Consider the following 16,948-nt stretch of genomic DNA (forward strand, 5'->3'; position numbering starts at 1 on the left):
AATGGTTCCATAATGGGCCGAAATGGGAACTAATTTGGGAATATTCCCAATCTAGTATTGACACCAAATGGGTACAGTCGTAGTCTGCTCCCATGCCAGAGGAACGCAACCCTGACCCGGTCGCTGCCGCCGCGCGTGCTGCGCTTGAAGCGCGGGGCATTTCGGCGCGTAGGCTGGCGAAAAAGCTCGGCATGAAGCCTCGGACAGTGCTGGATTTTTTGAATGAACGCCGGGGAACCCGCGATAGCACCCGCATTTCCATTTGCCGCGAGTTGGGAATAGATCACGAACAGGCGGGTGCTGCATGACTTCCCAAAGGAAGGTGTCCATGCTCAAGCGTGTGCTGGTGCGGCTGCTGGTGGCGGTACTGCGGCAGCCGGAGGTGCAAGCAGAACTCCGCCGGGCCGTTGCAGCGGCGCAGGCGGAGGAAGCGGGGAGAGCAGCGCAGGTATTGGTGGGCCGTCTCTCGGGCGGGAACGACCCGTTCGCTCTGGCTCTCGGCCAGCGCTACGGGCTTAATTCGCTGGCGGCTTGGGGGACGGATCAGAAGAGTTCGGAAGTTCAAGGAAGCGATCATTGATCGCATCCACGACCTCTGGGCTGACCCGCCCCTGTTTGAGCAGCTCGCGCATTTCTTCCGCTACGTCAACGGCATTTATGAAGTACGCCTCCTCAAAAGCTTCTTGTGGAACGCCAATTTGCTGGAGCACAGCGAAAGCAACTCTTGCCTGCGCCCTGGCCCGCATCGCTTCCCCTAAAGCGGCCAGAGCGAGTTCGCTCAGTGCTTCTATATCGACTTTCACGTTCACCTCCTTTCCAAGGGCAGCCTACCGGGCCGCTCGGCGGGGGTACGGCGCATGACCTCTCTTGAAGTCCGCCTTTCTCCAGACCAACTCGCCGAGCTGGCCGACCTGATCGCCGCGCGGGTGCAGGTGGGGGCCACGGTGCCCGCGCCTCTCAAGCTCGCTTACACGATCAAAGAGGCGGCAGAGATCACGAGCACGACCGAGTGGTGCATCCGCACGGCCATCCGTCAGGGCGAGCTGCACGCGAAGCAGGCCGGGGACAGCGGCCGGGGGGCGTACTCAATTCCCGCCGACAGCCTCCAGGCCTGGCTCTACAACCGGCCGACCTCCAACCCGCGCCTCCGCAAGGCCGCCGGACAGCGGTGAGCGCCGTGACTTGTGCCCGTCCTCCCCCTACTCCACCCGCGCCCCTGGCGCGTGACGAGCGGCCCGCAGCAACCCGCGCGAGCTGAAGCCAAAAGAAAAAGCGCCTCTACAGCGGCCCCGCCAGGCCTGAAGCGCTTGTCCCCCAGCTAAGGAGATCGTTGTGAACTATACCACTGTTGCCCAGCCTGATTCGAGCCTGATCACCCGTTGCGCAGCGCCCGCGCCGCAGAAGGCCGCGGTGGAGAAGTGCAGCCACTGCGGCCGCGAGCTGAAGCGCCCCGGCACCGTGGTGCCCTACGTGGGCGTGGTGGGGCCGGAATGCCGCCTGCGATTCACGCCGCTGCTGCTGCTGGTCGCTGAGGTCGAGCTGCTCCAGTTCGACCTGGACGATCAGGGCAGCCAGCGCCTGGCGGCGGGCATCCTCCGCACGATGTACGAGATCGGGTTTGAGGTTCGCAAGCACATTGACCTCCAGAAGCGAACGCTGTGGCTGGAGGTCATGAGCCGCCGGGCGAACAGGCGCGGCGCGGCGATGATCAAGACCTGGGAGCAGACCCGCGCCGAGTTCGAGCAGCGCCTGACGCTGGCCCAGGCTGAGCGCGAGGCGCAGAACGGGAGCGCGGCGTGAGCGGCCAAGTGCTCGACGTGGGGGACTGTGTGATCCACCGGATGACCCGGTCCCCTGGCGTGATCGTCGGCGTCGAGGCAGTGCTGGGTGGATCGTCCTACACCGTCGACTGGACCAGGACAGCCTCCCGCGAACGGTACTCGCGGTTCGGGTGGTCCGGCTCGGAGTTGTCCCGCGAGGGAGGCGACCTCCAGCCCGGCGACTGGGTGCGCGTCACCGGCCGGTGTGAGCAGGGCAGCACTACGGATGTGGACGAGTTGCTCGACGCGCTGGGCCTGATCGTGGACGACTTCTCCGAGGAGGGTGCTCCCGACTTCCTGGTGTTCGTCCTGGGTGAGCAGCGGACCTACGAATGTAGCGTCCACCAACTCATCCGCATCACGCGGGTGGAGGCCCTGTCGTGAGCCGCCTCCTCGTCCGCCTCGCGGTGGTGCCCGTGACGGTCATGGTGGCCCGCCTGATACACCGGCCCCGCCTGAGCGCCGGGCCGGGCACGCTGTGCGACTGCACGGACGGTGCGCGGATTCAGCCGCTCAAGGGCTGCCGGTCGTGCTGGGGCACGGGGACGGTGCACCGGTGAGCCGGCCGGTCCCGCTGCTGGTGCTGGGCGCGGCGCTGTTCGCCCTGGCGTGGCTGCTGCTGCCCCACTACGACCCGCAGCGGCCGGGAATCTCTCTCGGCCTGCTCGTGACGTTCTGCGGGGGGTGGGCCTCGGTGATGGCTGGGGCTGCCCGCGCCTTCGGGCCGGGGTCACGGCGTTGACATCCCCAACCTTCAACCGGGAGGCCGCCGCGTGCGGTCTCCCTCTCGTCTCTGGGACACACCTGTGGAGGACACGATGAGCACACCTGATCAACAACGCGCCGAACTGCTGCGCCACATCTGGGAGTGCGGCCCGCTCGGGGTGGCGGCCGTGCTGCGCTTCGGGGCCGAGCTGGGGATGTCGGCCGCCGAGGTAGACCTGCGCCTCGCTCACCTGCACACCGCCGGACTGATCCACGTCGACCAGCCCGGCGAGCACCTGGAGGCCTGGGGTCCGGCCCTGGACGCCGAGGCGGCCGCGCGGACGGCCTACGGGCACCTCTCGGGATACGTCGCCTGTCGCGTGTGCGGCTGCACCAACAACTGGCCCTGCGATGGCGGTTGTTGGTGGGCCGAGGACGACCTCTGCACGAGCTGCGCCGACCCGGTGGCGGTGGAAGCGTGAGCGCCGCGACCGACCCCGGAGCCCCACCGCCGCTGACCTTCCGCACCGCGCCCGTGCTTGCCCTCTTCTGCCCAGGGCGGGCGCTCCGGTCCCCCCGTCAGCGGCTGGAGCCGGGCCGCCTCTACGGCGTGAACTTGGGCGACGAGTGGGTCACGGTGATCCGCCGGGCGGACGGGCTGCACTGGCGGGCCATGCGTGCTGGTGACCTGGGGAGCGGCAGCCGCGGAGACCTGGAAGCGTACCTGCGCTCGCGGCTGGAGCAGGCGAAAGGGCGGGCGGCATGAGGTTCGGGGAGCTGAAGACGGGCGCGGAGACCGTCACGCCCAACTGGGTCTTCGACGTGCTGGGCGAGCTGACCCTGGCGTCGGACATGAAGGTGCTCGCGTTTCTCGCCAAGCACCGGCTGTACCAGCACAGCACCTTCAAGACCTGGGAGATCGCCGGGAAGACGGGCCTCGACGTGCGAACCGTACAGGCCAGCACCAAGCGGCTCGGCGAGGCCGGGCACATCGTCAGCGCAGGCGGTGAGCACTGCTTGCGCGGCGCTTGTGCAAAGCCTGCACAACCGTTGCACAAATCTACTCGTGCCAAAACCCACGCCAACCCGCGCCAGGAGGGGAAAAAGCCCATCCCTGAAGTAAAGGAAGTAAGGGAAGAAATGGAACAAGAACAAGAGAGAGAGTTATCAGGTGGGATAGGCACCGCAGGCCCGCGCACTCTCTCGCTGAGGGTTCAGGAAGATTCGGAAAAGCCGCAAACGGCAGGCGGCACCGCAGGTGCCGAGGCCCCTGACGGGGCCAGCCCCGGCCCTGCCCGGCCCTTCATCGTCCCCTTCCAGCCCCCGGCGAACGCCGGAAACACCAGGCCCACGAGCCTTGAAGAGGTTCCGCCGGGCGCGGCGGGTGGCGAGCCTGGGGACAGCTCGCCGACCGCCGCCACCCGAACGGCGCTGGAGATCGCGTTCGGCCCCGTTTTCCTGGCCCAGCTCTTGGGCGAGGGGGAAGCGCGTCCGGGATGGCTGTCCCTGGAGGCCGGGCGGGTCGCCGAACTGCACCAGCGCGCTCTCGAATCCAGCGGCCCGCGCCCCTGGCGGACCAAGTTGATTTTGGATCTCGACAAAGAGGTGACGCAGGGGAATGCTGGGCGCGGCAAGCGCCGCCAGGACCTCACCGAAGAGGAGTGGATGGCATGAAGCGCGAGTTCAAGATCCCTGATTCGGTGCGCGGGCGGCTCTCACTCGACCCCCAGACCTGCCCGGAACCGGGCTGCTCGCAGGGCTGGATCGACACGCCCCAGGGAGCCGCCCGCTGCCCGCGCTGCCGCCGCCAGGCCGATGAGGCACGCCTGGGGCAGGCGGGCGTGGTGGGCAGCAGGCTCGACCGGCCCTGGACAGACATGCGGCTGCGGCACAAGAGCTGGCGCCGTGTGCAGGAGGTGAGCCTGGCGCTGCCTGATCTGATCGCCGAGGGGCGGGGGCTGGCGCTGATCGGCCTGCCTGGGACCGGCACGAGTCAGGCGGCAGCGTTGCTGGTGCGGGGGGCGGCGGAGGCGGGCCTGAGTGCCCTGATGGTGAGCTGGCCCAGCTGGGTGGAGGCGGTGCAGGCGGACTACACCCGGCAGCTCCGCACCCAGGCCGAGCATGTCGCGGCTTTGAGCACCCCCGCCCTGCTGGCTCTCGACGCGGTGGGCGAGGCGGCCACCTCGACGGGGGCACTGGAGCGCAAGCTGCTGGAGCGGGTGCTGGGGGTACGGTACGCCGCCGGGAAGAGCACGATCATCACGGCCGGGATGACCCGGCGCGAGCTGGAGGAGGCGATGGGCGAGCGGACGTTCGACCGGTTCCGGCACAGCGCGGAGTGGGTCCTGTTCAACGGTCCCAACGAGCGCGAGGAGGAGGAACGGCGGGCGAGGGAAGAACGGGAGGCGCGGGCCGCCGCGCTGGAGCGCAGTCAGCGGGGAGCGGCGGTGTGAAGGCCACCGAAGCCGACCGTGTGCAGCCCGGCAGCGTGCGCGTACCCGGTGGGGGCGACGTGACTGCCCGCACACGTGGTCGAGCGGCTTCAGAAGGGAGAGGAGCCGTGATGCTCGCCGAGATCGCGGAAGCGCTGGCAGAGCTGCTGCCAGAACGTGTGTTCGCCGTCGGCTACTCGACTTGCCGGGTGTGGCTCAGCGACCGGACGGAGTATGTGCTGTTCGACGAGCCGGAAACCCTGCGCCCCTTGGAGTTCGCCCTGCGTGAGGAGATCGAGGCGCGCGGGTTGCACTGGCATCTGCAACCCGCGCCGCATGGTCTCACCCGCTATACCGCGCGCGTAAGCGACTGGGACCGCGTGCGCTGGGATGGCCGTGCCGATACGCCCGCCGCCGCACTCGCCCTCGCGCTGCTGGGATTCCTGGACCTCCAGTGTGCCCCCGCGTCCTCCCCGCCCACTCCCATCGATGTCCCTACCCCCTACCCCCTCGGCAGTCAGGTGTCGTGGAACGAAGGTCTGAGCAGCCGCCCGCGCATCGGCACGGTCGAAGCAGTGCATCAGCAGCCTGGCTGGCCCGCCGAGTACGACGTGCGGGTGCTCAGGCAGGACGGCACGCCAGGCGCGCAGGTGCAGCGCCGCCACCACTCCGAACTCACCCCGAAAGGAAGCTGACCCATGCCCCAGCCCACCGAAGAGCAAGTCCACACCGCCATGACCGCCGCCATCCGCCAGTTCCGCGCGTGGGCCGACGACCCCCGCGTCCTGGTGCTCGACACCGAGACGACCGGCCTCCAAGGCGGCGTATTCGAGCTGGCCGCCGTGCGCGTGGGGGAAGTCTGGCCCTTGCTCGCCTTCCTGTGCGCGCCCGGTACTGACTGGACGCCCGCCGCCATCACCATGCACGGCCACCGCTTGGAGGAGATCAAGGGCGCGCCGCAGGCCATGCTCATGCGCCGCGCGTTGGAGGCGACGCTGCAAACTGTCCCTCTCGACAGCGCAGTCCTGACCTACAACGCTGAGTTCGACCGGACTGCCCTCCTGCGGACCTGGCCGGGCCTGCGCCTTCCCGCGTTCGCCTGCATCATGACCGCCTACGCGCCGCTTGCCGGGCAGTGGAGCGAGACGCACGGGGCCTGGAAGTACGTGGGCCTCACCAGGGCACTGGAGCTGGAGCAGGTGGACACGCGCGGGCTGCCTGGGGAGCACACCGCCTATGGGGATGCGGTCCGGGCCGCGCTGCTGATCCAGGCCGTCGCACAGCGCCTCACGCCCAACGAGGAGGAAGCGCGCGAGGTGGCAGAACAGGAGGCACAGGCGGACGCCCTGCTCGACGAGGACCTCGACCGGATGGACGCCCACAACGCCGGGTGGGACCGGGCATTGCGGGGCCGCGAATATGACCTGCTGGCCGATGATGGGGAGGTGGACTGATGCAACCGCTGCCCGAACCCTCCCCCGTGCAGGGCTTCGTGCTCTCCCCGGACCTCATGAGCGAGATCGCGCCCAACATCGGCACCGCGCTCGCGTTCGGCGGGGAGCTGCTCACCCCGGACACCAGGGCCACGCTGGAGCGCATTCACGCCGGGCTGTGGGCCGAGTTCATGCGGGTGGACCGGACGCGCCCGCAGATCCTCACCGACTTCGAGCACGGTGCCCTGGTGCTCGCCATGTGCATCGTCGCTGGGTTCACCCACATCCCGGTGGACGGCCCCACGTACGCCCACCGCCTGCGCCGGTCTGCGGCCCACTGCCTCACCGAGCTGACCGGTCCCCACTCCGCCGAGGACCTGGCCGCCTGGGGCCGGGAAGAGCGCGCGTACGCCGAACGGCTGCTCAGCAAGTACCAGGAGAAGGGCGAGGCATGACCGCCCACCAGCTCGACGAGCGCGGCTTCGTCTTCCTGGACTTGGCCCACCGCCCCTACCTGATCCGCAGGTGGGGCGGGAACCCCTGGCTCTTCTACTGGCACCCCGACAACCACTGGGTCTCCCTGCGCCGGGTCAATCAGGCATTCATCTGGCAGGCGAACGCCCGCGCCCTTCCCGACGACCAGGCGGAGCTGTACCACCAGAAGCAGGCTGAGTGGGCGAGCCACCTTCTCCCTACCTCCCACAAGGCGTGCCCATGACCACCCGCGAGATCGAAACCCAGTTCATCCTCGAAGCCCCTGCCCGTTTCCGGGGCATCATCAGCGGCCACGACCACCTCGTCTCCGCCGGACTGGGGCAGGCCCTGGCCGTCCTGTTCGGCCTGCCCCTCGGCGCGCCCGTGCGCGTCGGCATCCGCTTCGGGGAGAACTTCACCCTGCTAGACGTCAACGGCCACACCCGCCGTGAGCCGTTGCCGGTGGAGGTACGCGCGACTCTGATTGGCGCGTTCTCGGCCCTCACCACCGTGCTAGAGGGGCGCGTCCACGCGGTGGACCTGAAGGGCGGGCGGCAGACGGACGCCTGAGAGGCTTCTGTCACGTGCGCCCCACCATCCTGCCCGGTATGGCCCACCAACTTGCCCCCCACCTGCGCCCCGCCACCGAGGCCGAGATAGAAGCCGCCCTGCGCGACGTGCTGCTGCGGGGCGGCTTCTATCCCGTGAAGACCGACGCCGCCATGATCAACCGGGGCAGCCGTGGGCGCGGCAGCATCCGCACCGGCTTCCCCGACCTCACCGTGCTGCACCCGCTCCCCGGCACCACCCTCTGCCTGGCCGCTCTCGTCGAAACCAAGACCGTCACCGGCAAGCTGAGGCAGTCTCAGATCGAGCGGCATGCCGAGCTACGCGATCTCTACGGGCTACAACCCCTGATCCTTCGTGACCCCAAGGAAGCTGTCGCACTGATTCGGGAGGCTCGACGTATCGCAGGTTTATTGAAAGAACGTAGTCAGATAATGTGAGGAAACTGTAAGCGTTCCCTTCAGTTCAGTCGCCCTTACCGTTATCGAGGTGCCCCCCATGACCCGTGACCGACGCCCCGCCGACACCCCGCCCCGCCCTCCGGTCCTGAACGAACTCACCTACGTGGCCCTGCGCCTGCACGAGGCGGCCATCCGCAAGGACGGCACGGGCGCCCTCAACATGGCCACCGCTGTCGCCAGCGTGGACGCGGCCCGCGCGCTGCTGGAAGAGAGCCGCCAATAAGCTCGCCCAGACGCACCCGCCCCCTCGGCGTCACCCGCGCCCGCGAAACCGTCCGGCAGCTCACCAGTGGCCGCGAGGTTATACGCGCCGTCCGCGAGTACGCCGAACTCTGGCTTCAGGCCCTGCGCACCTGGCTGGTCGAGGAAGTGGAACTGGCCCCGGTGGAACGCGGCAGCCCCAGCAGCCGCACCATGCAGCTCGTCGGCATCGGGGCCTATTCCGCCCGGCGCGGCCCAGCTCTCGGCGGTGGGGGCGGGACTGCCCAGTACCTGAAGGCTCCCGGCCCCCGCCGCTACACCGTGAGCGAGGTCGACAGCGCCATCACCACCATGAGCCGCAGCGCCTCGGCGGACCTGGCCGACCTGGGCGACCTACTGGAGCGCGTCCGGGGTTGCACCAGCCTCGCCACCCTGCTCGACGAGCGCGGCGGCTGGGCGAGTCCGCGGGACCGGGCCATCCGGTACGCCGTCGCCGTGCTGACCCTGGCCGTCCGTCTGGGGGATGCTCTCGCCGAATCCCACCTGTCGTACTTGCAGAAATCCGGGGATTCACCTACTGTTTCTGTAGCTTAAGAGCAGTGTCGAACACGACCCCCACAGCACCCCGGCGCGGGTGCTTTTTTCATGCTACCTGGAGGCTCATGCAACGGTTCATCCTCATCCGGCACGAAGACGTCAGCGGCAGCAGCGGCACCGGCGCGGTCGCCGAGGGCGTCGTGTTCAGCGACGGGACTGCGGCCATGCGCTGGCTGGTGGAGCCGTGCAGCACCGCGCTCTACAGCTCTATCGGCGACGTCGAGCGCATCCACGGCCATGAGGGCCGGACGGTGGTGCAGGTCCTCGACCAGGTGCTGCCCATGCCAGTCCTGGCGGTCCGCTGACCAGCGACACTGACCCACGACACCCCACCCCTCTCAACCCCGCGACAGCGGGGCCTTTTTTACGCCGCGACAGAGGGGATGAGCGGCCCAGACGACCACAGTGCCCACTGTCCTCGGACGGGGGCTTTCGCGTGTCCAGCGCGACAGAAAGGCAGGTGAACGCAGGTGGCAAACCGCACAAAGTGGACAGCCAAAAAAGAGGGGCAGTTCCTGGAGCAGCTGGCGGCCACCGGCAACGTCACCCGGGCCTGCCGCGCCAGCGACGTGAGCCGCACCAGCGCCTACGACCGGCGCGACGAGCTGCCCGCCTTTGCTGCTGCCTGGGATGACGCGGTCCTTCAGTATGCCGAGCGCCTTGAGGATGAGGCGGACCGGCGCGCAGTCGAGGGCACGGTCAAGACCATCTACTACCAGGGCCTGCCCGTCGGCGAGGAGACCCAGTACAGCGACACGCTGCTGATGTTCCGCCTCAAGGCCCTGAAGCCCGACGCCTACCGCGAGAGAGTGCAGCAGCAGGTGGTCGGTGACCCGAACGCGCCGGTGCAGGTGCAGATCACGCGCACGGTCGTGCGGGAAGGTGGGACAGAGTGATCCGCTTCGCCCCGAAGTACAGCCCGGCCCAGCACCACATCCTCTTCGAGAGTGACGCGAAGTTCCGTATCCACCCCAAGGGCCGCCGCTTCGGCATGACGCGCGGCGCGGCCCATGCCTACATCGAGTGGATGCTGGAGGGCAGACAGCTGCTGTGGGGGGACACCATCCTCGCCAACATCCGGCGGTACGTCGAGCGCTACTTCGAGCCTGCCCTGAAGGCCGACAGCATCCCGTACACCTGGAACCTCACCGAGAAGATCCTGCGCGTCGGGCAGGGGTTCACCGACTTCCGCAGCGCCGACCACCCCGAGAACTGGGAGGGCTTCGGCTACCACGTCATCTTCCTGAACGAGGCGGGCATCATCCTGGAAGGCGAGAAGGGCCAGGGGATGTTCCAGAACAGCGTCATGCCGATGCTGGCCGACTTCCCCGACTCCACCCTCATCGCGGCGGGCGTACCCAAGGGCAAGAACCTCTTCCACACCTTGCACCAGCAGGCGGTGGGGGGCGCGCCCGGCTATCACCACCGGACCTTCACCAGCTATGACAACCCCTTCCTGAGCCGGGCCAGCCTGCGCGATCTGGAGGCGCAGATGCTGCGGCTGGGCGGGCGACTCCTGGTTGATCAGGAGATATACGGGAAGTTCGTGGACGCCACCAGCGACGCCATGCGCGTCATTCCGCGTCCCTGGGTGGAGGCGGCCATGCAGCGCTGGCGAGAGCGTCAGCCGCCGGAGGGCTTTCCAGACGTGGCAGGACTGGACGTGGCGCGCGGAGGCGACGACGCCACGGCCTGCGCCCCCCGCAAGCGGAATTACTTCTGGCGGGTGCGCCAGGTGCCGGGCAGCGCCACGCCAGACGGGCCGACTGCCGCCGCCTTCGCGCTTCAGGAGGTCGGGCCGGACACCCGGCTGAACGTGGACGTGATCGGGGTGGGGGCCAGTGCCTATGACCACCTGCTCGGGCAGCGGAAGGCCGGGACGGTGGTAGCTGTGAACGCCGCCGAGGGCACCGACGAGATGGACCGGACGGGCACCTTGGCCTTTCGCAACGTGCGCGCCCTGATGTGGTGGCGGATGCGCGAGGCCCTTGACCCGGCGAACGGCCACGACCTGGCGCTGCCGCCGGATGACGAGCTGCTCGAAGACCTGATCGCCCCCACCTGGAAACTCACGGCCCAGGGCATCCAGATCGAGAGCAAGGACGACATCCGCAAGCGCCTGGGCCGAAGCACCAACGTGGGCGACGCCGTGGTGCAGACCGAGTACAGCCCGCCGGAAGGCGGCGACTTCTTCATCGACAGCTTCTGAAGGGAGGTGATTCACGATCAACTGGTTCCAGCGAATGGGTGCCGCCATCCTCGGCATCGATATCAAACTGCGCGGCAACAGCGGCCCGGCGATCCACGCCAGCAGCACACAGGACGGCCGCCCGGTGTACGCCGAGTGGAGTGCCGAGAAGGCCGTCGCGGAGGGCCTGAAGGTCAGCCCGTGGGTGTACAGCGCGGTGGGCAAGATCGCCTCAGGCGTCGCCTCGGTCCCCCTGGTGCTGGAGCGCGCCGCCGGCGACACCTGGGTGCCGGAGCCGGGGCACGAGCTGCAACGGCTGCTGTGCCGCCCCAATCCCTTCATGGCCCGCCAGGACATGCAGGAGCGGTGGGCGCACCACATGCTCCTGGCAGGCAACGCGGTGTGGTGGCTGAATATCGTGGGCGGCCAGCCGGTCGAGATGTGGCCCATCCTGCCGGACCAGGTGCGGCCCATCGCCAGCCGCACGGAGTTCGTCTCCGGCTACAAGTGGCAGGTCACGCCGACCGAGGCCCGCATCCTGCCCGTTGAGCAGGTCGCGCACTGGATGTTCGTCGACCCGGCCAACCCCCGCTGGGGCCTTGCGCCGCTTCAGGCTGCGGCCGCGGCGGTGGACATGGACCTGGCGGCCGCACGCTGGAACCGGGCGGTGCTGATGAATGACGGCAAGCCCCCGCTGGCCGTGTTCCTGGACGCTGCCCTGTCTGCCGACCGCATGAAGCAGGCGCGGGACCTCATCCGCGAACAGGTGGACGGCGGCAACATCCGCAAGACCCTGGTGCTGGGCGGGGCGAGCAAGGCGCAGCCCCTCTCGCTCAGCGCGACGGACCTGGACTTCCTGAACGGCCGGCGCTTCTCGCGCGAGGAAATCGCCGCCGTGTTCGGGGTGCCGCCCATCCTGCTGTCGTTTGGCGAAGCGGCCACCTTCTCGAACCTCGACGCCGCGAAGGCGATTCTGTGGGAAGACCGGATTGTCCCCTTGCTCGACGACCTGTGTCAGGGGCTGGAGGGCACCTTCTTCCCGTACTGGGGCCTGACTTCGGACGGGTGGCGCATCCGGCCGGACCTGAGCGGGGTGCGGGCGCTGCAAGCCAATATCAAGACGGAGGCGGAGGTGGGCAAGCTGCGCGCCGAGACCTTCAAGGTCCTGACCGACGGGGGCGTGCCGCCGAACATGGCCGCCGCGGCCGCCGGGGTGCCGCTGGAGAAGATTCCGGGCGGCGACGAGCCGCGCGCGGCACCCGCGCCGACCTTCACCCAGGCCAAGAGCCGCCCGCCCCCGATGCAGCGCAAGGCCGCCGAGGACGGCGACGTGGCCGAGCGCCTGAGTCGGATGGACGCCTGGATCGAGGAGGCGCGGAAGAAGGTGGCCGAACTCCTGCTGGAGCAGGGGTCGGCAGTCGCCTCGGCCTACGCCGCCGGCGACCCCTGGGAGGAGGCGCTGACGCTCGACGACTGGCAGGCACTGCTGGAGGCGGTCCATACGGCTGTCATCGAGGCAGAGGGGTCGCTGGCCTACACCGCACTCCTGAAGAACATCGCCAGCACCGGCGGTGGCGGGACCTTCGACGTGTTGGCGGACGGGGTTGTCGAATGGGTGAAGGCCCACGTGGGCGAGAACATCCGGTACATCGACGAGACCACGCGCGAGGTCCTGCGCCGTGAGATTGCCGCCGGGGTGGAGGCGGGCGAGAGTGCCCGCGACATCGCCAAGCGGCTGCGGGGCGTGCACGAGGACTGGGCCGGGTGGCGGGCCGAGCGGATCGCTCGAACTGAACTAGCCGTAAGTTTTGGACATGCTCACCTTGCCAGCGCTCAGCAAATTACAGAGGAATATGGAGTGGACATGGTGAAAACATGGGTTGCTACGGGGGACTCACGCACCCGTGATGCTCATGCGGCAATGGACGGTGAGACTGTTCCACTCAGTGAACCCTTCAGCAATGGCGAGATGACTAGCGGGACGGAGGTCAACTGCCGCTGCGCTGTAGTTTTTGCTCCAGCACAGAAAAGTTTGTCGGGGGTGAAGGTGGCAAAAATCAATTAACAACATCTAAGCTCGACTCTTCGCCGGGTGCCGTAAGCATCGGCTACAGCCCTATCAAGGCCGAGTACCTGGAGGACTGGCAGACCACGGGCATCTGGCGAATCATCACGGTAGAGTTAGGGTATGGACCTGCTCAAAGAGTTGACTGAACGCTTGAAGCGGTTAGAGGGCCACCCAAGTTTCGATGGAATAACTGCTGCTGCTAAGCATATAAGTATTGCGGAAAGGCATTATCACGCAGCAGTGTCAAATGATGATGAAGAGGGATTCAATGATGTCATATATAGAGCAAACCAAGCTTTCGAAGGAATGCTCAAGGAAGCTCATTCAATAATAGTTAAGGGGGGTTCTTCTAAAATCACACCTTATGAAATAGAGGAATATTTTAGTAGGAACAATGTTTTAAAGCCTAGGGTTATGCAACTGTTTACAAATTATAGGAAGGAATGGAGAAATCCATCTACACATGATCATAGGGCTGTATTTGATGAATATGAGGCTTTAATGGCAATATCTAATGTATCATCCTTCGCGTTTATTCTTTTGGGCGATATATTAGAAAGGGAAAACTTTTCCATTGGTGCTAAGGTAGCTGAAGAAATGCCCTCGCAAGACAAAATAAATATAAAGGAAAGAATAGACCTATCAGAAATAGTTGCTAAGTCTATTATATCGTATTCTTCCAAGATCACGGACCGTGAATTTAAAGAGTTGGGTCCTAAATTCTTGGAAGAAAGTCTTTGGGGATTTTTGACAACTCAATTACCGGACTTCAGCATTGATAATGCTAGAAGAATTGGAGATAATAAAATCTATCGTCCTGATCTCGTAATAGAAGGAAAAGGGGAAACGGCGATAGTAGAGGTTAAGATTTCAGATTCTACTCAAACTATAAAGCAGGGTTATTGGCAGCTTGTAAGATACCTTCATACACTACGCGAAAGTACTGGTATCTTATACATTCAGCCTACCAATCATGACATTCCGCTTAAAACCATTCGAACCCTATTTAGAATAAGCGATCCTCCCCTTGACATCTCTATCATTAGCCCGTTCTCCGAGAGAACAGCGGTAATGGAAATAGGGACTAATGCAGATAAAATAACGGTAGTAACTATCCGTTAATTTTTTCTTGTTCCATACAGGAGCGTAAGAGATCACCAATCTCTTTTGCGCTCTTTTTCTTTAGCCAGGAGTGAACCTCTTCGCTCGCTCGCACCCGTACTGGTCGGCTCTCTTCGCCCTCCTGTAAGGGAGTTACCCCAAGAGCTTCGGGATGAGGACGCAAGTTTTTATTCTGGGGTCGGCCTGCCATAGCAATACCTTAACACGTCGAGTAACGCAGTGATGTCATTGCGTTACTCATTGACTTCTATGCGTTACGCATAGTAGAATATGGGCAGCAGAAAAGGGGCCGTCGCCCTAGGAAGCACTGACCCCTTTCTGCGAACCCGGAGGTTCTATGACACAGTACGCCACGCCCAGCCCCAGAGTTCCCGATGGCACCTACACCTTCACCCGCGTGAATGTGTATGGCCCCAGCACCCCCGTAACCGTTGTGGTCCATGACGGCTCCCTTTTCGCCTACGTCACCGGCACCATCTCCTGCCCCGCGCACCTGCTGGCCGAGCAGCAGGAAGGTGTTTTCGCGGAACTCCGCAAGGAAGCCCGCTACGGCATGGTCAAGCGCGTGCGCGAAGAGTGGGAGGTAGCCGCGTGATCCGCCCCCGTGTCACTCAGAACGGCCAAGCCCTCCCTGAACTGGTGGACGCTCGCCTCACCCCGGACAAGAAGATGCTGATCCTCTTCGTTCGGCAGGGCGAGCGGCACTTCCGACGGCACATCAACATGACGCGGCACGACGCGGGACTGTTCTGCTACAACTCTGCCTTCGGCACCCTGCACTTCGTGCGCGGCATCAAGGAACTGCCTGCGAACGGGGAGCGGCCCTTCATCCGTACGCTCCGTACCACGCTGGGCATCTTCACCGCCCGGCGCGAACTGGTAGAAGCCCTGGTGTTCCTGCTCTGGGGCCAGGAAGTGACGCTCAGCGAGTGGCCTGAACCGGAAGCTATCCACCGGGAGGAAGTTCAACCCTTCCCCCGCGCAGCCTGAGTGAACTGAAGGAGGCCCGCTTCGGTGGGCCTCATTGGAGGTGAAAGAAAATGGAGAAGACTACTGGGTTTGCTCTATGCTGCGTTACTTGCAAAGTAGTGTTCAGTTCGCCTCGTCAAAGCCGAAAGTATTGTTCGCATAAGTGCTATACGGATTCACGCAAAAGCCAGCGCTCGCATAACTGGAATAGAACAAGGGGCAAATGTGAAGCGTGCGGGAAAGATTTTGAGGCGAAACCGTCAGATAACAGGCGTTACTGTGGGAAAGCCTGCTTTTACTCGGCTCAAAAGGGGCGTCGGGCATGGAACGCGAGCGAAAGAACCTACAAACCCTGCTTAAGCTGTGGCGTTGGAATGAGTCTTACATCACTTGAGGCAGAGCGGAAGAAGTATTGCTCGCGAGAATGCGCTAGCCGTGGGAAAGCTATCGTTCGTGGTTCAAGTCATCCTCTTTATAGTCGGGTTCCCCGCGTCTGTGAGCGGTGTGGTTCCACATTCCATGCCAAACCTGCCAAGCTCACGCTTGGTGAGGGGCGCTTCTGCTCACGACAGTGTGTAGGTGCTTACTCCGCAGCCTTGCAAGGCGGCAGGCGCTCAAGTATTGAAGTAGCGATAGAGGCCGAGTTGGTGCGTCAGGGCGTGCCCTTCGAGAGTCAGAAACAATTTCGTTGGTACACCGTGGATTTCTACCTTCCTCACCTGCGGCTGGTGCTGGAGTGCGATGGGGACTATTGGCACTCCCGGCCTCAGCAGGTGGCGAAGGACCGGAAGAAGGATGCCTGGCTGTCAGGATGCGGGGAGAGGATTGTCAGGCTCACCGAGACGGAGATTCGAGCAAGCCCTCAAGAGGCGCTGGCCCGAGCACTCGCAAGCTGACACTTACCCCGCCACCCGGCGGGGTTTTCCACGGAGGGAATTGGTGAGCAACATGCGGCTTCACTGGGTACACTTTAGTGACATGAAGATTTTTCTAAGCTGGTCGAAGGAGCCCTCCAAGAGTGTTGCTGCCGCCTTATACGTCTGGTTAAAGGACGTGATCCAGAGCCTGGACCCTTGGATGTCCGATCAAGACATCCAGTCAGGTGAACGGTGGGCGGGAACCATCGGGACAGAGCTGGAAAAACATAATTTTGGAATACTCATATTAACGACAAAGAATCAATTTGAATCTTGGATTAACTTTGAAGCAGGGGCGCTATCTAAGGTTCTTGGAACATCGAGGGTTGTCCCCTATCTTTTTAATTTTAAATTGGCCGACTTATCTGCTGGCCCACTAACTCAGTTTCATGGACGTGAAGCTACAAAAGAAGGCACACTTAGGCTGCTCAAAGATATAAATGCCTTAATTGATCGTCCTCTAGACGAGCCTCAATTATTAAAAGCATTTGAGTTAAATTGGCCATTTCTTGAAGAAAAACTACAAAAGATTTCTGAGTCCTTTAAAGATGATTCACACAGTGAGAGTGCGATAGTAAGAACAGATAACGAAAAACTGGATGAACTTATAGTCTTAATGCGTAATTTCGATAGAACTCTTTCAAAAAATGAATATTATGGAACAAAGAGACGTAAGTCATTTACTAAGCCAGACCCTTATTCTCTCCAGTCTTATTTTTATGTGATTAGGGACATATTAGATAACATGGACGTTGTAAAGGAGTATGAGATAGAGCACGATGCTATGTTCATAAATGTAGTTGTCGATGATCTTAGAGAGGATGCCTTAATTGAAGAGGAAGTAAGAAACGCTCTTTACCCTACAACTCACGGAGAGTACAAAGTTGCTATTGAAAATGCGAGAAAGCATAGAAATCGCTTCAAGCTGTGATTTCCAACGCCGTTTAGGGCCTGGGGCTTGCGGGGCAAAAATAGCGTGCTGAGCGCATAAAAA

At 63.8% G+C, this 16,948-nt stretch carries 28 protein-coding genes; 27 read left to right on the plus strand and 1 reads right to left on the minus strand.

Features of this window, described 5'->3' with window-relative positions; translation table 11 throughout:
* Positions 1 to 92 precede the first annotated feature (92 nt).
* Positions 93 to 308 (plus strand): helix-turn-helix domain-containing protein, encoded by a 216-nt coding sequence (locus tag DEIPH_RS19705; RefSeq protein WP_152544822.1) that lies wholly within the window; start codon positions 93 to 95, stop codon positions 306 to 308.
* A gap of 207 nt (positions 309 to 515) precedes the next feature.
* On the opposite strand, the gene DEIPH_RS19710 is transcribed toward DEIPH_RS19705, so the two are convergent.
* Complete coding sequence (locus DEIPH_RS19710; RefSeq protein WP_152544823.1) at positions 516 to 803, minus strand: hypothetical protein; 288 nt, start codon at positions 801 to 803, stop codon at positions 516 to 518.
* Positions 804 to 857: 54 nt separating this feature from the next.
* Here DEIPH_RS19710 and DEIPH_RS05970 point away from each other — a divergent pair, with 54 nt between their 5' ends.
* The 26 genes from DEIPH_RS05970 to DEIPH_RS19190 all read left to right on the plus strand — a co-directional run bounded on the left by DEIPH_RS05970 (position 858) and on the right by DEIPH_RS19190 (position 16,885).
* Positions 858 to 1,172 (plus strand): MerR family transcriptional regulator, encoded by a 315-nt coding sequence (locus tag DEIPH_RS05970; RefSeq protein ID WP_034355337.1) that lies wholly within the window; start codon positions 858 to 860, stop codon positions 1,170 to 1,172.
* A gap of 160 nt (positions 1,173 to 1,332) precedes the next feature.
* The gene (locus DEIPH_RS05975) at positions 1,333 to 1,800 is read left to right on the plus strand and encodes a hypothetical protein (RefSeq protein ID WP_152544824.1); all 468 of its coding nucleotides are present in this window, start codon (positions 1,333 to 1,335) and stop codon (positions 1,798 to 1,800) included.
* A complete protein-coding gene (locus DEIPH_RS05980) occupies positions 1,797 to 2,204 on the plus strand; it encodes a hypothetical protein (RefSeq protein ID WP_034355344.1) in 408 nt (135 codons plus the stop codon). Before DEIPH_RS05975 ends, DEIPH_RS05980 begins: the two co-directional genes overlap by 4 nt.
* The gene (locus DEIPH_RS05985; RefSeq protein ID WP_034355348.1) at positions 2,201 to 2,380 is read left to right on the plus strand and encodes a hypothetical protein; all 180 of its coding nucleotides are present in this window, start codon (positions 2,201 to 2,203) and stop codon (positions 2,378 to 2,380) included. The genes DEIPH_RS05980 and DEIPH_RS05985 overlap by 4 nt, the downstream gene beginning before the upstream one ends.
* Complete coding sequence (locus DEIPH_RS05990; protein WP_034355351.1) at positions 2,377 to 2,562, plus strand: hypothetical protein; 186 nt, start codon at positions 2,377 to 2,379, stop codon at positions 2,560 to 2,562. The genes DEIPH_RS05985 and DEIPH_RS05990 overlap by 4 nt, the downstream gene beginning before the upstream one ends.
* Before the next feature lie 76 nt (positions 2,563 to 2,638).
* Positions 2,639 to 3,007: a hypothetical protein gene (locus tag DEIPH_RS05995; RefSeq protein ID WP_034355354.1), complete on the plus strand. Its 369-nt coding sequence runs from the start codon at positions 2,639 to 2,641 to the stop codon at positions 3,005 to 3,007.
* Positions 3,004 to 3,291 carry a hypothetical protein gene (locus DEIPH_RS06000; RefSeq protein ID WP_034355357.1) on the plus strand — a complete coding sequence of 96 codons (288 nt, stop codon included), beginning with the start codon at positions 3,004 to 3,006 and terminating at the stop codon, positions 3,289 to 3,291. The genes DEIPH_RS05995 and DEIPH_RS06000 overlap by 4 nt, the downstream gene beginning before the upstream one ends.
* Positions 3,288 to 4,199: a helix-turn-helix domain-containing protein gene (locus DEIPH_RS20135; RefSeq protein WP_034355360.1), complete on the plus strand. Its 912-nt coding sequence runs from the start codon at positions 3,288 to 3,290 to the stop codon at positions 4,197 to 4,199. The genes DEIPH_RS06000 and DEIPH_RS20135 overlap by 4 nt, the downstream gene beginning before the upstream one ends.
* The gene (locus tag DEIPH_RS06010; protein WP_051517185.1) at positions 4,196 to 4,978 is read left to right on the plus strand and encodes an ATP-binding protein; all 783 of its coding nucleotides are present in this window, start codon (positions 4,196 to 4,198) and stop codon (positions 4,976 to 4,978) included. The genes DEIPH_RS20135 and DEIPH_RS06010 overlap by 4 nt, the downstream gene beginning before the upstream one ends.
* Positions 4,975 to 5,652 (plus strand): hypothetical protein, encoded by a 678-nt coding sequence (locus tag DEIPH_RS06015; protein ID WP_152544825.1) that lies wholly within the window; start codon positions 4,975 to 4,977, stop codon positions 5,650 to 5,652. The genes DEIPH_RS06010 and DEIPH_RS06015 overlap by 4 nt, the downstream gene beginning before the upstream one ends.
* A 3-nt stretch (positions 5,653 to 5,655) precedes the next feature.
* On the plus strand, positions 5,656 to 6,411 hold the full coding sequence (locus DEIPH_RS06020; RefSeq protein WP_034355367.1) for a 3'-5' exonuclease: 756 nt from the start codon (positions 5,656 to 5,658) through the stop codon (positions 6,409 to 6,411).
* Positions 6,411 to 6,845 carry a hypothetical protein gene (locus DEIPH_RS06025; protein ID WP_034355369.1) on the plus strand — a complete coding sequence of 145 codons (435 nt, stop codon included), beginning with the start codon at positions 6,411 to 6,413 and terminating at the stop codon, positions 6,843 to 6,845. The genes DEIPH_RS06020 and DEIPH_RS06025 overlap by 1 nt, the downstream gene beginning before the upstream one ends.
* Entirely contained in the window at positions 6,842 to 7,108 is a 267-nt protein-coding gene (locus tag DEIPH_RS06030) for a hypothetical protein (RefSeq protein WP_034355373.1), read from the plus strand. Before DEIPH_RS06025 ends, DEIPH_RS06030 begins: the two co-directional genes overlap by 4 nt.
* A complete protein-coding gene (locus DEIPH_RS06035) occupies positions 7,105 to 7,434 on the plus strand; it encodes a hypothetical protein (RefSeq protein WP_034355377.1) in 330 nt (109 codons plus the stop codon). The genes DEIPH_RS06030 and DEIPH_RS06035 overlap by 4 nt, the downstream gene beginning before the upstream one ends.
* Positions 7,435 to 7,472: 38 nt before the next feature.
* On the plus strand, positions 7,473 to 7,871 hold the full coding sequence (locus DEIPH_RS06040) for a hypothetical protein (protein WP_081790813.1): 399 nt from the start codon (positions 7,473 to 7,475) through the stop codon (positions 7,869 to 7,871).
* Between the two features lie 58 nt (positions 7,872 to 7,929).
* Positions 7,930 to 8,115: a hypothetical protein gene (locus DEIPH_RS06045; RefSeq protein ID WP_034355382.1), complete on the plus strand. Its 186-nt coding sequence runs from the start codon at positions 7,930 to 7,932 to the stop codon at positions 8,113 to 8,115.
* Positions 8,116 to 8,261: 146 nt separating this feature from the next.
* Positions 8,262 to 8,687, plus strand: coding sequence for a hypothetical protein (locus DEIPH_RS06050; RefSeq protein ID WP_152544826.1), 426 nt, complete (start codon positions 8,262 to 8,264; stop codon positions 8,685 to 8,687).
* A 68-nt stretch (positions 8,688 to 8,755) separates the two neighbouring features.
* On the plus strand, positions 8,756 to 8,995 hold the full coding sequence (locus DEIPH_RS06055; protein ID WP_034355387.1) for a hypothetical protein: 240 nt from the start codon (positions 8,756 to 8,758) through the stop codon (positions 8,993 to 8,995).
* Between the two features lie 165 nt (positions 8,996 to 9,160).
* Positions 9,161 to 9,586 (plus strand): hypothetical protein, encoded by a 426-nt coding sequence (locus DEIPH_RS06060; protein ID WP_034355388.1) that lies wholly within the window; start codon positions 9,161 to 9,163, stop codon positions 9,584 to 9,586.
* Positions 9,583 to 10,899: a hypothetical protein gene (locus tag DEIPH_RS18680; protein ID WP_051517186.1), complete on the plus strand. Its 1,317-nt coding sequence runs from the start codon at positions 9,583 to 9,585 to the stop codon at positions 10,897 to 10,899. The genes DEIPH_RS06060 and DEIPH_RS18680 overlap by 4 nt, the downstream gene beginning before the upstream one ends.
* Before the next feature lie 34 nt (positions 10,900 to 10,933).
* Complete coding sequence (locus DEIPH_RS06070) at positions 10,934 to 12,943, plus strand: phage portal protein (protein ID WP_034355389.1); 2,010 nt, start codon at positions 10,934 to 10,936, stop codon at positions 12,941 to 12,943.
* Between the two features lie 123 nt (positions 12,944 to 13,066).
* Entirely contained in the window at positions 13,067 to 14,068 is a 1,002-nt protein-coding gene (locus tag DEIPH_RS19715) for a hypothetical protein (RefSeq protein WP_152544827.1), read from the plus strand.
* A 337-nt stretch (positions 14,069 to 14,405) separates the two neighbouring features.
* The gene (locus tag DEIPH_RS06075) at positions 14,406 to 14,663 is read left to right on the plus strand and encodes a hypothetical protein (RefSeq protein ID WP_034355390.1); all 258 of its coding nucleotides are present in this window, start codon (positions 14,406 to 14,408) and stop codon (positions 14,661 to 14,663) included.
* The gene (locus DEIPH_RS06080; RefSeq protein ID WP_034355391.1) at positions 14,660 to 15,058 is read left to right on the plus strand and encodes a hypothetical protein; all 399 of its coding nucleotides are present in this window, start codon (positions 14,660 to 14,662) and stop codon (positions 15,056 to 15,058) included. The genes DEIPH_RS06075 and DEIPH_RS06080 overlap by 4 nt, the downstream gene beginning before the upstream one ends.
* Positions 15,059 to 15,411: 353 nt before the next feature.
* Positions 15,412 to 15,933: an endonuclease domain-containing protein gene (locus DEIPH_RS20940; RefSeq protein ID WP_407636497.1), complete on the plus strand. Its 522-nt coding sequence runs from the start codon at positions 15,412 to 15,414 to the stop codon at positions 15,931 to 15,933.
* Between the two features lie 82 nt (positions 15,934 to 16,015).
* Complete coding sequence (locus DEIPH_RS19190) at positions 16,016 to 16,885, plus strand: TIR domain-containing protein (RefSeq protein ID WP_161636040.1); 870 nt, start codon at positions 16,016 to 16,018, stop codon at positions 16,883 to 16,885.
* Positions 16,886 to 16,948 lie beyond the last annotated feature (63 nt).

Origin of the sequence: Deinococcus phoenicis (assembly GCF_000599865.1) — a bacterium.
In the GTDB taxonomy this organism is placed as follows: domain Bacteria; phylum Deinococcota; class Deinococci; order Deinococcales; family Deinococcaceae; genus Deinococcus; species Deinococcus phoenicis.

Coding starts and splice junctions, on each gene's coding strand:
- DEIPH_RS06020 (WP_034355367.1), top strand. CDS start 5,656: ATGCCCCAGCCCACCGAAGAGCAAGTCCACACCGCCATGACCGCCGCC.
- DEIPH_RS06025 (WP_034355369.1), top strand. CDS start 6,411: ATGCAACCGCTGCCCGAACCCTCCCCCGTGCAGGGCTTCGTGCTCTCC.
- DEIPH_RS05970 (WP_034355337.1), top strand. CDS start 858: ATGACCTCTCTTGAAGTCCGCCTTTCTCCAGACCAACTCGCCGAGCTG.
- DEIPH_RS06070 (WP_034355389.1), top strand. CDS start 10,934: ATGGGTGCCGCCATCCTCGGCATCGATATCAAACTGCGCGGCAACAGC.
- DEIPH_RS06010 (WP_051517185.1), top strand. CDS start 4,196: ATGAAGCGCGAGTTCAAGATCCCTGATTCGGTGCGCGGGCGGCTCTCA.
- DEIPH_RS06035 (WP_034355377.1), top strand. CDS start 7,105: ATGACCACCCGCGAGATCGAAACCCAGTTCATCCTCGAAGCCCCTGCC.
- DEIPH_RS05995 (WP_034355354.1), top strand. CDS start 2,639: ATGAGCACACCTGATCAACAACGCGCCGAACTGCTGCGCCACATCTGG.
- DEIPH_RS19190 (WP_161636040.1), top strand. CDS start 16,016: ATGAAGATTTTTCTAAGCTGGTCGAAGGAGCCCTCCAAGAGTGTTGCT.
- DEIPH_RS06075 (WP_034355390.1), top strand. CDS start 14,406: ATGACACAGTACGCCACGCCCAGCCCCAGAGTTCCCGATGGCACCTAC.
- DEIPH_RS20940 (WP_407636497.1), top strand. CDS start 15,412: ATGAGTCTTACATCACTTGAGGCAGAGCGGAAGAAGTATTGCTCGCGA.
- DEIPH_RS06045 (WP_034355382.1), top strand. CDS start 7,930: ATGACCCGTGACCGACGCCCCGCCGACACCCCGCCCCGCCCTCCGGTC.
- DEIPH_RS06040 (WP_081790813.1), top strand. CDS start 7,473: ATGGCCCACCAACTTGCCCCCCACCTGCGCCCCGCCACCGAGGCCGAG.
- DEIPH_RS19715 (WP_152544827.1), top strand. CDS start 13,067: ATGGACCTGCTCAAAGAGTTGACTGAACGCTTGAAGCGGTTAGAGGGC.
- DEIPH_RS19705 (WP_152544822.1), top strand. CDS start 93: ATGCCAGAGGAACGCAACCCTGACCCGGTCGCTGCCGCCGCGCGTGCT.
- DEIPH_RS06055 (WP_034355387.1), top strand. CDS start 8,756: ATGCAACGGTTCATCCTCATCCGGCACGAAGACGTCAGCGGCAGCAGC.
- DEIPH_RS20135 (WP_034355360.1), top strand. CDS start 3,288: ATGAGGTTCGGGGAGCTGAAGACGGGCGCGGAGACCGTCACGCCCAAC.
- DEIPH_RS06030 (WP_034355373.1), top strand. CDS start 6,842: ATGACCGCCCACCAGCTCGACGAGCGCGGCTTCGTCTTCCTGGACTTG.